10 protein-coding genes are annotated in these 14,243 nt (G+C 33.9%); 9 read left to right on the top strand and 1 reads right to left on the bottom strand.

Going from position 1 to position 14,243, the window contains the following annotated elements:
- The first annotated feature begins 43 nt into the window (after positions 1-43).
- From E7480_05610 to E7480_05600, 3 genes are all read left to right on the top strand, one after another.
- Positions 44-3,484: a DNA polymerase III subunit alpha gene (locus E7480_05610; protein MBE6904067.1), complete on the top strand. Its 3,441-nt coding sequence runs from the start codon at positions 44-46 to the stop codon at positions 3,482-3,484.
- Between the two features lie 162 nt (positions 3,485-3,646).
- On the top strand, positions 3,647-4,621 hold the full coding sequence (pfkA, locus tag E7480_05605) for a 6-phosphofructokinase (GenBank protein MBE6904066.1): 975 nt from the start codon (positions 3,647-3,649) through the stop codon (positions 4,619-4,621).
- A gap of 18 nt (positions 4,622-4,639) precedes the next feature.
- Positions 4,640-5,269, top strand: coding sequence for a hypothetical protein (locus E7480_05600; GenBank protein MBE6904065.1), 630 nt, complete (start codon positions 4,640-4,642; stop codon positions 5,267-5,269).
- A 47-nt stretch (positions 5,270-5,316) separates the two neighbouring features.
- Here E7480_05600 and E7480_05595 read toward each other — a convergent pair whose 3' ends face one another.
- The gene (locus E7480_05595) at positions 5,317-6,861 is read right to left on the bottom strand and encodes a hypothetical protein (protein MBE6904064.1); all 1,545 of its coding nucleotides are present in this window, start codon (positions 6,859-6,861) and stop codon (positions 5,317-5,319) included.
- Positions 6,862-7,071: 210 nt separating this feature from the next.
- Here E7480_05595 and spoVAD point away from each other — a divergent pair, with 210 nt between their 5' ends.
- From spoVAD to E7480_05565, 6 genes are all read left to right on the top strand, one after another.
- On the top strand, positions 7,072-8,076 hold the full coding sequence (gene spoVAD / locus E7480_05590) for a stage V sporulation protein AD (protein MBE6904063.1): 1,005 nt from the start codon (positions 7,072-7,074) through the stop codon (positions 8,074-8,076).
- Between the two features lie 145 nt (positions 8,077-8,221).
- Entirely contained in the window at positions 8,222-9,256 is a 1,035-nt protein-coding gene (tsaD, locus tag E7480_05585) for a tRNA (adenosine(37)-N6)-threonylcarbamoyltransferase complex transferase subunit TsaD (protein MBE6904062.1), read from the top strand.
- 296 nt (positions 9,257-9,552) lie between these two features.
- On the top strand, positions 9,553-10,332 hold the full coding sequence (rlmB, locus tag E7480_05580; protein ID MBE6904061.1) for a 23S rRNA (guanosine(2251)-2'-O)-methyltransferase RlmB: 780 nt from the start codon (positions 9,553-9,555) through the stop codon (positions 10,330-10,332).
- Between the two features lie 18 nt (positions 10,333-10,350).
- On the top strand, positions 10,351-12,738 hold the full coding sequence (locus E7480_05575) for a hypothetical protein (GenBank protein MBE6904060.1): 2,388 nt from the start codon (positions 10,351-10,353) through the stop codon (positions 12,736-12,738).
- Between the two features lie 57 nt (positions 12,739-12,795).
- A complete protein-coding gene (locus tag E7480_05570) occupies positions 12,796-14,004 on the top strand; it encodes a hypothetical protein (protein MBE6904059.1) in 1,209 nt (402 codons plus the stop codon).
- The coding region (locus tag E7480_05565; GenBank protein MBE6904058.1) for a crossover junction endodeoxyribonuclease RuvC at positions 14,001-14,243 on the top strand (243 nt) is incomplete at its 3' end. The genes E7480_05570 and E7480_05565, both read left to right, overlap by 4 nt.

The following is a 14,243-nucleotide window of genomic DNA, read 5'->3' as shown; positions in this document are numbered from 1 at the left end:
AGGGCAGAGCCTGTTTTTATACAAAATTAAAGGGGGTTTAAAAATGTCGTTTGCTCATCTTCATTTGCACAGTGAATACAGTCTTTTAGACGGAGCGTGCAGAATAAAAGAAATTGTAAAAAAAGCAAAAGAATATAATATGAATGCTGTGGCAATAACAGACCATGGGGTTATGAACGGTTGCATAGATTTTTATAAAGAATGTAAAGCAAACGGTATTAAACCATTAATAGGCTGTGAGGTTTATGTAGCTCCCGGCACCAGATTTGATAAAACCCGTGAAATTTCAGGTGGATATTATCACCTTGTTCTTTTATGTAAGAATACTAAAGGCTATAGCAATCTTATAAAGCTTGTTTCTTTAGGATTTACTGAAGGTTTTTATATTAAACCGAGAATAGATTTTGAACTTTTGTCAAAATACAGCGAAGGTCTTGTATGTCTTTGTGCCTGCTTGAGAGGTGAAGTACCTTCTAAAATTCTCAACGGTGATATTGAGGGTGCAAGAAATAGTGCTAAAAAATATAAAGAATTGTTTGGTGAAGACTATTATCTTGAACTTCAAGACCATTTAATGCGTGAACAGCAAGCTGTAAATACAGGATTATTAAAGCTTTCAAAAGAACTTGATATTCCCATAGTAGCAACAAATGACGTTCATTATATAGATAAAAATGATGCTAAAACCCAAAAAGTATTGATGTGTATTCAAACAGGTAAACAGATCAACGATGAAAATGCTATTGCGCTTCCTACAAATGAATTTTATTTTAAATCAGAAGAGGAAATGAAAAGCCTTTTTTTAAATTGTCCTCATGCTGTTGAAAATACACAGAAAATAGTAGATAAATGTAATATAGAGTTTGATTTTAATGAAAGGCATTTGCCTGAATTTAAGCTTCCAAGCGGAATAAATACCTATGATGAACTGAAAAGACTTTGTGAAAAGGGAATTGAAAAACGTTATAATAATATTTCCGAGGAAATAAAGGAACGCTTGAATTACGAGTTGAATACTATTAAAGAAATGGGATTTGTAGATTATTTTTTAATAGTACACGATTTTATAAAGTTTGCAAAAGATAATAATATTCCTGTCGGTCCAGGTAGAGGAAGTGCTGCGGGAAGTATTGTGGCCTATTCTTTACAAATTACGGATATTGACCCTTTAAAATATAATTTGCTTTTTGAAAGATTTTTAAATCCCGAACGTGTAACAATGCCTGATATTGATATTGATTTTTGTTATGAACGTAGGGGAGAGGTAATAGAATATGTAATAAATAAGTACGGGAAGGACAGAGTTGCACAAATTATTACTTTCGGTACTATGCAGGCACGCCTTGCAATAAGAGATGTAGGAAGAACCTTAGGAATACCGTATAATGATGTTGATGTTGTGGCAAAGCTTATTCCTATGGAAAAGGATATGTCAATAAAAAAAGCTTTATTAGTTTCTCCGGAGCTCAATGCTATATATGAGGAAAAAGCGGAAATAAAAGAGCTTATAGACACTGCTGAAAAGCTTGAAGGAATGCCCCGCCATTGTTCTACACATGCAGCGGGAGTAGTTATTACAGCTTCTCCTGTATATGATTTTGTGCCTTTGCAGAAAAATGATGATTTAACAGTAACACAGTATCCGATGGGAACATTGGAAGAGCTGGGACTTTTAAAGATGGACTTTTTGGCATTGAGAAATCTTACAATTATAAGTGACGCCGAGAAGCTGATAAATGCAAATAAAAAGGATTTTTCCATAGAGAATATTCCATATGACGATAAAGGTACATTCGATATGCTGACCAGCGGAAAAACTTTAGGTGTTTTTCAGCTTGAATCTCCGGGAATGCGCAGAGCTATAATGGGGCTTGAGCCTAAAAGTATGGAGGATATTATAGCTGTTATTTCCCTTTACCGACCGGGTCCTATGGATTCTATACCTGCATATATTGAATTTTCTCACAATCCTGAAAGAGTGAAATATAAACACCCACTTTTAAAGGATATTCTTGACATTACCTATGGCTGCATAGTTTATCAGGAACAGGTTATGCAAATAGTCAGAAAGCTTGCCGGATATTCTTATGGCAGAGCTGATCTTGTTCGTCGTGCTATGAGCAAAAAGAAAGCCTCTGTAATGGAAAAGGAACGTCAAAACTTTATTTACGGTAAAAAAGATGAAAACGGAAACATTGAAATAATAGGCGCAGTAAATAACGGCGTTGATGAAAAAACAGCGGGTGAGATATTTGATGAAATGGCAAAATTTGCCGAATATGCTTTTAACAAATCTCATGCCGCCGCATATGCTATGGTAGCGTACAGAACTGCATTTTTAAAAAAACATTATACAAAGGAATATATGGCAGCTCTTTTAACCAGTGTTATTGACCGTCAGGATAAGGTTAATGAGTATATAGAAGAGTGTAACAGCTTAGGTATAAAAGTGTTGTTGCCCGATATTAACGAAAGCTGTGATACCTTTACCGTTTCGGGAGGAAATATCCGTTTTGGACTTGTTGCAATAAAAAATGTAGGCAGAGCATTTATAAAGCTTTTGGTAAAAGAAAGAGAAAGAAACGGAAAATTTGAGGATTTTTACGATTTTTGCAAAAGAATGAGCGCTTATGACTTAAACAAGAGAGCTATTGAGGGTCTAATCAGATGCGGCGCTTTTGACAGTCTTAAAATTAACAGAAAAAGTCTTTTATTATCTATGAATAAGATAATAACTCAAATTACAGACAGTCAACGAAAAAACGTAGAAGGTCAGCTTGATTTGTTTTCAGAAGCACCTATATCCGAATTAAAAGCGCAACGTTATGAAATTGTGCCTGAGTTTTCAAGAGAAGAGCTTTTGAAAATGGAAAAAGAAGTCGGCGGAATGTATTTTTCAGGACATCCTATTTCGGATTATACAAGAGCAATAAAACAGTATAACGCAAAGAGCATAGCGCAGATACAAGAGAGTCTTGAGGAAAATGACGGAGCTTTTAAAGATGGAGATAACGTAAAGATAGCAGGAATTGTACTTAATGTTACTTTGAAAAATACAAAGAATAATGAGCAAATGGCTTTTGTAACTATGGAAGATCTTACGGGAGTTGTTGAGCTTATTATATTTCCAAAGGTTTTTCAAAAATTTTCGAGGTTTCTTTACGAGTCAAACGCTTTGCTTGTTTTAGGAAAAATAAATGTTCGTGAGGAAGAGCACTTTAAACTTTTATGTAACAGCATTGATATTCTTGAGAAGAATGATATGATTTCAAAAAAATTATATGTTAAAGCTGCTTCAAAAAATGATACTGATTTTATCAAAGCAGTAGAACTTATGAAAAGAAAGCCGGGAAAAAGTAAGGTTACCGTAAAATTTTCAAACGACGGCAGTGCTGTTGTGGCAAACTTTAACGTGGATATTGATGAACAATTAGAAATTGAGCTTTGCGAAATTTTAGGTAAAAACAATGTTGTTGTGATTTAACATAAAAAAAGTGTGAATTTCCATGAAATGTTTTTGCAACATTTTTTGTATATTTAATTGATTTTAGATTGTTTGTGTATTAAAATATAAAATAGTATATAATGAGGTATTTTGTGCTAACATTATACAAAAATATCTAACCAATCGGAAGGAATGTATTAAATGGTTAATGCGGTAAAAAAAATAGGTATTCTCACCAGCGGCGGAGATGCTCCCGGAATGAATGTTGTAATCAGAGCGGTTACAAGAGCAGCTATTGCTAAAGGAATAAGAGTATTCGGTATAAAAAGAGGATATAACGGACTTATAAACGGAGATATTGAAGAGCTTAATTTGCGCAGTGTTTCTGATATAATACATAGAGGCGGAACACTTCTTTACACAGCAAGATGTCTTGAGTTTAAGGAAGAGGCAGGAATTCAGAAAGCTGTCGAAAATTGTAAAAAATTCGGTATTGACGGTGTTGTAGTAATGGGTGGAGACGGTTCCTTCAGAGGTGCGGCTGATCTTTCTGCTCACGGAATTCCCAGCATTGGTATTCCCGGAACAATAGATAACGATATTTCAGCAAGTGATTATACAATCGGTTTTGATACAGCTTTAGATACTATTACAAAAATGGTAGACAGAATACGTGATACAGCTCAATCTCACGATCGTTGCTCTGTTGTTGAGGTTATGGGAAGAAAAGCAGGATGGCTTACTCTTTACAGTGGAATTACAGTTGGAGCTACCGTTGTTCTTGTTCCTGAAATTGAGTTTGATTTCCAAAAAGATATCATTGATAAAATAAATAAAACATTGAAGACAGGCAAAAAACATTTTATCATACTTGTTGCTGAAGGAGTCGGCGGAGTTGATGAAATGGCAAAGCGAATTGAAAAAGAAACCGGCATAGAAACACGTGCAACTGTATTGGGATATGTTCAAAGGGGTGGCTCTCCCTCTGTTAAGGATAGAATTATTGGTACTAAAATGGGACATTATGCGGTTGAACTTCTTTCAAAGGGTATCAGCAATCGTGTTGTTGTAACTAAAAATAATGAGATACTTGACTATGATATTCAAGAAGCTCTTTCTATGAAAAAGCCTTTTGATATTGAACTCTATAATATTGCAAATGAAATCAATATATAGTATAAGGAAACAAAAGATATGAAATTAAAAGCAGTTTCTTTCATATACGCATTTGTATCAATATGTATTTGCATATGTATTCATTTTTTAGAAGCTAATGTAAATCTTGTTATGCTCGGTTATTACGGTAATACAGAAAGCGTATTTTCCTTATTGGTAGTTTCGCTTATACCAATATTTTTCTGTGCTTTTATTTTAAGTTTTTATAAAAATAAAATAATATACAAGATTTCATCATTAGCTATTTCTTTTATGTATGCGTTGAGAATTACGGCATTTATAAAAAATATGTCAAACTTAAATTTTGAAGGTAAGCTTACAACGGGTAAAGCGGTGTTTTACGGTGTACTTTCCTTTGTGTTTCTTTTGTTTGTGCTGAGCTTCTTGATGCTTTCTCTTTCAAGAGAAATTCAAATGAAAGCCACATCTCTTTTGAAGGTAATTTCTATAATATCAATTGTAATTTTTGGCCTTATTACGCTTTTGTTTTCATTAGCAATTTTTATACTGTCTGACGAAGCTGATATAAGAAGATTTTTTATAGCTTTTTCTACAGTATTTTTATTGGATGTTATTAACTATATACTAATGCTTGTAAGTGTAAATTCTCTTAATAAAACGCTTTATGAGTCAGATAAAAAAGATTAAACTTAATATAAAAAAAGTGCGGAGTGTTTGATACTCCGCACTTTTTGTTAGTTGATATCAGGGATTTTAGAAATCTTTTTTGAATCAATTATAATCTTCGTTGTTTTCTCGAAGGTTTCATATTTTTTAGAATAGTCTTTGGATTTTAATTCGTTTATCGCAATTTGTTTCCAAGCCTCAATTCCGTCTCCGTCAAAATAAGCTATATGGTATCCGAAATCGCTCTTTACAATATCACAGTCTCCGACTTTTCTGCTTGAACTGAATGCCCATAAATCAAAGTTTCCGGTAAGTTCATCTTTTAATGTGTTTTCAAGCTTTCCGTCTTTTGTTCTGGTGTTTGTATCTTCGCTGAATTCTTTTACAAAAGCAGAAAATACAGTATCTGTTTTTTCTGAGTCGTTCCATTTTTTCAAAATTTCTTCGGCTTTTTCCTTAGCTTTTTCGTCGCTACCGTAAATATCAGAGGTTAGCATAATATGACGAAGATTTTTTGTATTATAGGTTTCGTAATATGAAGGCTTAACCATAATGTAAACGGCATATATACCGGATTTTTCAATAACTTTTGTATCATTGATTTTGCGTCCGTTTTCAAATGCCCATTTACCTAAATCGTCTGAAACACTGTATTTATAGCCTTTGTTTAATGTTTCATTAACTTCTTTTTCAATAGCACTATTGTTCTTTTTGCTGTCGTCTTTATACAAGTTCTTGAGATATGTTGTCAGATAAGCGTCAAATTCTTCGGAAGTTTTGCAAGCTGCCAATTCCTCAGCATATTTTTTAGTTTGTGCGTAAATGCTTTTCTTTTCTTCTTCGGTGGCTTTTGAAGGAATTGTAGGTGAAAACTCAAATTTTTTGAAATCACACATTAAGAAGCTTGCAGGGTTTTCATCAAAATATTTTTGTATTTCATCATCGGAATAACTGAAATCATTTTTTACAATATTATAATATTTTATTGCAAGAGCTCTTAATTCAAGGGCTTTTCTTATATCTTGCTCTTTAACACCGTGACCATATATTTGAGAGATATATTTTTCAAAATCAACATTTTCCTTTTGCGCAGAATTTTTAAGAAAATCGATGCTTGAGTTGATGGATTTGATTTCATCTTCTTCAATAGATATGTTATTTCTCTTTGCATTTTGTGCCAAAATTAAGTACTGTTTAACGGTAGATGAAGCGTTTTGAGAAAAATATTCAAACCAAGTGTTTTCAGAATCGGGAATTTTTTGAGATTTAAGAGGCTTGGAAATATCAAGACCGTATGAATCCAAAGAATCGGAATAATTGTTTACAAAAGAAGAAAATTCGGTATGCAAGAAATAACTCATCATAGCATTATTTACTTCAAAATCATCAGATTGAGCAGAAACTGTTTTTCTTAAAAAATATCCGTCATCATTTAATTTGTTAATAAATATTCCTGTAACAGCTGAGACAACTGCAATAGCAGCGATACATAAAAAAATAACAGTATTGATTTTTTTTCTTTTTTTCTTGTCAATAGAAGTTTTAATTTTTGCTTGCTTTTTATTGGTAGATTCGAGACTATTACTTAAACGGGTTCTTTTACCTTTTCCCATTGATACACTTCCTTTTAAGTTTTATTGTGAGAACAACTTTTTATTATATTATACAAAAAAACACCGTTAATATATAGCCTAAATATAAATAAAATTTTTTAAATAAAAAAGCTTTTTGCAATATATAGCACAAAAATTGAAGCTTTTATAATTGAATAAAAATATTTATTTTACAAAAAATAAAATAAAAATATTAACGGAGAAAATAAAATGGCTACTTTAAATTTTAATACAATAGAATTTGAAAAAATGCCCTGTGTTGAAGGCTATGCATCTGTTACAGGAAGCAAAGAAAAAGAAGGACCGTTAGGTGAGCTTTTTGATTTTTGCGATATTGATAACACTTTTGGGCAGGATACCTGGGAAAAATCTGAAAGTGTTATGCAACAAAAGGTTTGCTGTATTGCTATGGATAAGCTTAAGTTAAAGCCGGAAAATATTGATTTTATTTTTGCAGGTGACCTTTTGAATCAATGTATAAGTTCAAGCTATGGTTTGCGTGATTTTAATATAAAATTTTTTGGACTTTACGGAGCTTGTTCTACTATGGCAGAGGGAATGATTTTAAGTGCTTTAACGGTAGACAGCGGTGTTGCTAAGAGAACCATAAATCTGTCATCATCGCATTTTTGTTCTGCCGAAAGGCAGTTTCGTTTTCCGCTTGAATACGGGAGTCAGCGTCCGCCGTCGGCACAGTGGACTGTTACCGGCGCAGGTGCTGTTATAATGGGTGAAAGGGGAAAAGTAAAGGTTAAAAGAGCAACGGTTGGAAAAATAAAAGATTTAGGGGTAGACGATATAAATAATATGGGTGCTGCTATGGCTCCTGCTGCTGCACAAACCTTGATTGAGTTTTTTAACGACACTAAAACCATTCCTTCAGATTATGACTTTATTGCGACAGGGGACTTAGGGTATGTAGGCTATGATATAGTAAAGGATTTATGCAAAAAAGAAGGATATGATTTAAACAATAATTATACAGATTGCGGTCTTATTATTTATGACAGAGAGGCTCAGGATGTTCACGCAGGAGGTAGCGGATGCGGATGCTCTGCAAGTGTACTGACATCATATATATTGCCTAAAATGGAAAGAGGAGAGCTAAAAAAAGTATTATTTATTGGAACCGGAGCTCTTATGAGCCCCGTTTCTTTTCAACAAGGAGAAAGCATTCCATCAATAGCTCATTTAGTAGAGCTTTCAGCAGAATAATTGTAAAAACAGCTTTTTTATGTGAATAAAGAGCTGTTTTTTTATTGGATAAAGCGCAAAAATACTATTGCTTTTATCTTATATATAGTATATAATATATTATGTATTAATATATGATGTATTATTATGCTTATTTTTGAAAGGAATGGCCGTTAAGGTGAATATTTTGGCAATAGAATCATCGTGTGATGAGACAGCCGCAGCAGTTGTGGCAGACGGTAAAAAAATTCTGTCAGATATAGTTTATTCTCAAGTTGAAACTCATAGTAATTACGGTGGAGTTGTGCCTGAGGTTGCTTCAAGAATGCATAGCAAATGTATCAGCGAAGTAGTTGAAAAGGCTGTGGAGCAAGCAGGTCTTGAATACTCAGATATAGATGCTGTAGCAGTTACATATGCACCGGGACTAATTGGAGCGTTGCTTACAGGTGTCAGTTTTGCTAAAGGACTTTCAACCTCATTAAAACGACCTATCATTCCTGTTCATCATATCAGAGGGCATATTGCTGCAAATTATATTGAAAATCCACAGTTAAAGCCTCCGTTTATGTGTCTGGTTGCATCGGGCGGACATTCTCATATTGTTCTTGTTAAGGATTATACAGATTTTGAAATAATAGGAAAGACAAGAGATGATGCTGCAGGAGAAGCTTACGATAAAACGGCGAGAATTTTAGGGTTATCATATCCCGGAGGACCGAGTATTGATAAGCTTTCTAAAAAAGGTAATCCTGATGCTTTAAAGCTTCCAAGGGTAAGTTTTGATGACAATCCTTTTGATTTTAGCTTTTCGGGTGTTAAAACAGCAGTTAATAATTTGGTTCATAACATCCGTCAAAAAGGCGGAGAAATTGCTGATGCAGATATTGCTGCTTCTTTTAATAAAACCGTTTGCGAAACTCTTATGGATAAGGCTGTGCTTGCATGTGTTAAAAATAATGTCAACGTTTTATGTATAGCAGGAGGAGTGGCTGCCAACTCTTACTTGAGAGAATATGCAAATAAGCTGTGTACAGATAATAAAATAGAGCTTTTTATACCGTCTGTAAAATATTGCGGCGATAATGCTGTGATGATAGGAGTTCAGGCTTTCTTTGAATTTAAAGAGAAAAATTTAGGTGATAAATACTTAAACGCTTGTGCTAATATGAGTATAGAAAAATCGTATCAAAAAAAATAAAATTTCAGATTTTTGTACAATAAATATTTTCGTTTTTCCTTTTTTAGGAAAATGGAAATTGAGAATAAATTTCAACATTATTTTTGATTGTGCAATATCTAAAATAGCCTTGAAATGCTATAAAATCAAGCTTTTTTATGTGGAAAACCCTGTGGAAAACCCTTTTTGCTGTGGAAAACTCAAAAAAATATGGCAGAATTAACAAATAAAGAGAATTTGATTTGTAGGCATATTTTTTAGTACAATTTGTAATATTTGCTTTACGGGACGGTCTTTTTGAAAGGAAATACTAACTGATGAGAAGAGAAGAATATAGAAATAACGAAATTGAAGACGAGGGAATAATTTGCGGGCGCAATCCTGTTTTTGAAGCTTTAAAAGCGGAAAGAAATATAGAAAAAATTCTTATAGCTGACGGAAGCAGAGAAGGATTGATTTTAAAAATAATAGCTATGGCACGCGAAAAAGGAATTCCTGTTGTAACTACAAGAAGAGAAAGTCTCGATAAGATGTTTACAACAAAATCCCATCAAGGTATAGCGGCATATGTAACTCAAAAAGAGTATTCAACGGTAGAGGAAATTCTTGATTATGCATATTCAAAAAATCAAAAGCCGTTTTTAGTTATAGCAGACGAAATAAGCGACCCTCATAATTTAGGAGCAATAATAAGAAGCGCAGACTGTGCAGGAGCGCATGGGGTTATAATTCAGAAAAGACGTAGCTGCGGAATGACAAGTACTGTGTATAAATCTTCTGCAGGTGCAGCTGAGCATATGAAAATAGCAAGAGTTACAAATCTTAACGATACAGTAAGGTCATTAAAAAAAGCAGGTGTGTTTGTTTTTGGGACCGACGGTATGGGTGACAGATACTATTACGATACTGATTATGATTGTCCTGTGGCAATAGTAATAGGCAGTGAAGGTGAAGGAATGAGCCGATTGATGAGAGAAAGCTGTGATATGCTTTTGAAAATTCCTATGTTTGGCAAAATAAATTCTCTTAATGCTTCCTGCGCTGCAGCAATAGTGCTTATGGAATGTGCAAAATTCAGGTCATTAAAAAACATATAAAATTTTGGGGGGATAAAGGTGCAGGATAAAGATATTTTTGATGGACTCGGAGATACAAATATAAGTATTGACGATATATTATCTGAATTTGGTAACGGTAAAAAAGAAAATTCTGCAGATAATGCCGAAAAAGATATAAAAAAGTCTGATGATAAAAAAATTAATAGCAATATTGAAAATCTTAAGGAAGATATAAAATCCGAGAAAAAAGAATTTAAGCTTCAGAAAGATACTCTTGAAAAAAGAGTTAATGAGTATGTTAAGCCTGTTGAAGAGCCTATTACTTCAAAAGAAGCTATAAATCGCAATAAAATGAAAAACTTCATACAGGAGTTTTATGGCGATAATTCTGAAGAGGATAAAGCTACGGAGAGCAAAGATATAGCTATTAAAGAAGATTCTGCTTTAACAAATGAAGAGCCTGAAAAGGTCATTGTAGCTGAAAAAGAACAGGAGCTACCACGTAAATTTTACAATCGTGAAGATTACGGTATGCCTATCTGGACTGCGGTACCTGAGACAAATACAAAAATACGTCCGGAGCATCCGATTGAAGAAGATAATAAAGATAAATTTGAAAATAATCTTAATACAGAAGAAGTAAAAGCTGAGAAAAAAGGTTTGGCGGGCTTTATTAACAAACTTTTGGCAGAGGCTGAGGACGATGAGGAGCCTATTGAACAAGAAGAAGCACCTGTAGTGGAAATTGATGAGTTTGAATCAATAGAGGATAAGGAAACAGTAGTAAAAGATTTACTCTTTCAAAAACGAGATGCATCCTTTAAAACTCTTGTCGGAGGAATATTTACCTTTCTTTTATTGTATTTGAATATAGGCGTTGCTTATCCATTTTTACTACCAGGATTTTTAAGACCCGAAGTTAATATTTTTGCTTTCTGTACCGCTTGCATTTTGCTTATGCTCTTTTTAATAATAACTGCATTAGGCAGCTTTGTTTCGGGAATAAAAAATCTTATTACATTTAAACCTTCAAACGAATCCTTGCCGTCTATTTCAATGGTTATCTCTATTGCTTTTTGTGTATATTCGGGACTCGCAGGTGTTTCTCAAGAAAACGCATTTGTATTTTACGGTGCAGCACCGTCTATTGCGTTTTTCTTATGTCTGTTTGGCAAATATTTAAGAATAAGTGCAGTTTGTAACAATTCTTCCATATTGATAAATGAAAACGAAAAAATTGCTCTTACAAGAATAACAAAAAATGATATGCCTTATGAAATAAATACTGACGACAATAAGATTTCCGCTGTTTGCAAAAGTGACTTTTTTACAGGATTTCTTGAAAGAAGCTTTGAAAAAGACCCTTCTGAAAAGTTTTCTAAAAAGACAGGAATGTTTTTGTTTTTGATATGTCTTGTTATTTTTGCAGTAAGCTTTATAAGAAGCGGTGCTTATGTTGCTTTTACAAGTCTTTGTGCATCAACAGCTATTTGTGCACCCTTTATATCGGGACTTTGTTTTTCATTACCGTATTTTTTAAAGCTTAAAAAGCTTGCTAAAAAAGAAGCTTTTATCACCAACTATACGGTTGCTCAGGAATTTTCTGATACTAACGCTCTTGTTATTTCAGACCACGAATTGTTTTCTGAAAAGAATTTAGAAATTACCGGAATGAAAATGTCAGCAGACAGTGAAATTTTTGATGTTGCTGTAGCTGTAGCTTCTTTATATAATGCTGTGAATTGTCCGTTAAGATATGCTTTTTTAAAGCTTATGGATAATAAAAATGAGTTTTTGAAAGATGTTGAAGATATAGAAGTATTTGATAAAATGGGTGTTTCAGGAAAGCTTGGTAACGATGAAATTGCGGCAGGTAATGCAAGCTTTATGGAATATTTAAACGTCGATTTACCCGAAACTGATTATGTGAAAAAATTCGGAAGCGATAATAAGCACATTATATTCTATTCTAAAAACGGTATTCTTAAAGGTCTGTTTGTTGTAAGATACAGCGCACAGGTAAGTGTTATCAATCAACTTTCGGATTTTGATTTTGAAGAAAATGCTTTAATCGTAAATTCTGATGACCAAAATATAACAGAAAACCTTATAAGAAAAGTTTTTTGTTTGAAAAATATGGATATTGTTGTTTTCAGCAGTAAAAAAAGTGTAAGAATGAATACAGTTGTAGAGAAAAAAGAAAAAACTCCCGCAACTGTTGTTTCTCAAAACGGGATTTGCGGTATTTTATATGCAATTACGGCTGCAGGAAAAATCAAACGCTCTGTAACAATATGTATAATTTTACGTGCGCTTTGCATAGCTATTGCTCTTGCTATGACTGCTTTTCTTGTATTTAGCCAAACCCCCGTTGAAACACAGCAAATGCTTGCATATCAAGGAATATGGGGATTGCTTTGTCTGATAATTTCATTGTTGTTATAATGCTTAGAAGTGCAGAAATGGAGGAAATGTTTTTTGTTTAACGAACAGTTATCAACTATGGCTGTAAAAGCTCAGGAAAAAGCAAGTGCTCAATTTAGAATTATTGATGAGATTGCCGAATATAATCAGCTTAAGGTTTTAAAGGCTTTTTCTGAAAACAGAGTATGTGAAGCTGATTTTGCAGGAACTACAGGATATGGATATGACGATAGAGGAAGAGAAAAGCTTAATGCTGTTTTTGCAAATGTATTTGACTGCGAAGATGCTCTTGTAAGTCATTATTTTGTTTCCGGAACTCATACGTTAACAGTTGCTTTGTTTGGATTATTGCGTCCTGGAGATACTCTTCTTTCGGTTACAGGGAAACCCTATGATACCTTGGACAGCGTTATAGGAATTACAGAGTGCGACGGCTCACTTATGGATTTCGGAGTTAATTATCGTCAAGTTGATTTTAAAGATAATAAAATTGATTTTGAAGGTATAAGAAAAGCGCTTACAGATGATGTTAAGATTGTTTTTATTCAGCGCTCTAAGGGATATATGAACAGACCTTCGCTTACTTGCGAACAAATAGGGGAAATTGCTTTATTTGTTAAAAATATAAACAGTAATGTAAGCGTAGTAATCGATAACTGCTACGGTGAATTTGTTGAGAAAACAGAGCCTATATCTCACGGTGCTGACCTCATAATAGGTTCAATGATAAAAAACCCGGGCGGTGGACTTGCACCAACAGGCGGATATATAGCAGGAAAAAAAGAATTGGTAGAAAAATGTGCTTGCAGGCTTACTGCTCCCGGAATAGGAAATGAGGTAGGCGCTACACTAAATGTTCTCAGAGATATGTTTAGAGGATTTTTTATGGCTCCTCATATTACGGCACAGGCTTTAAAAACAGCTGTTTTTGCTGCAGCTTTATTTGAAGATATGGGATATAAAGTAAATCCTGCATCGGATAGCGTAAGAACAGATATAATTGAAGCAGTTGAACTTAATTGTCCCGAAAAAATAAAAGCTTTTTGCAGAGGGATACAAAAAGGAGCTCCGGTCGACAGCTTTTTAACGCCTGAACCGTGGGATATGCCGGGATATGATGCTCAGGTTATAATGGCGGCAGGCGCATTTGTTCAAGGTTCGTCGATAGAGCTTTCTGCAGATGCACCTATGAAAGAGCCGTATACTGTATTCTTTCAAGGCGGACTTACTTATGAAAGCGGAAAAGCAGGAGTAATGTTTGCGGCACAGGAGCTTATGAAGTTATGATTATTTTAGGGATAGACCCGGGATATGCTACAATAGGCTACGGTGTTATAAAATATGAAAAGAATAGATTTGAAACTGTTGATTACGGTGCAATAATAACGCAGGCAGGGATAAGCTTTCCTAAAAGATTGGAGCAAATTTACGATAGTCTCGTTACTATTATAAATAAATACAGACCTGATGCTATGGCTGTTGAAGAGTTGTTTTTCAATACCAATGTAAAAACAGGTATAGCGGTG

It is taken from the genome of Oscillospiraceae bacterium (genome assembly GCA_015067255.1).
Taxonomy (GTDB): Bacteria; Bacillota; Clostridia; order Oscillospirales; family SIG519; genus SIG519.
This window is presented reverse-complemented; position numbering and strand designations above follow the sequence as displayed.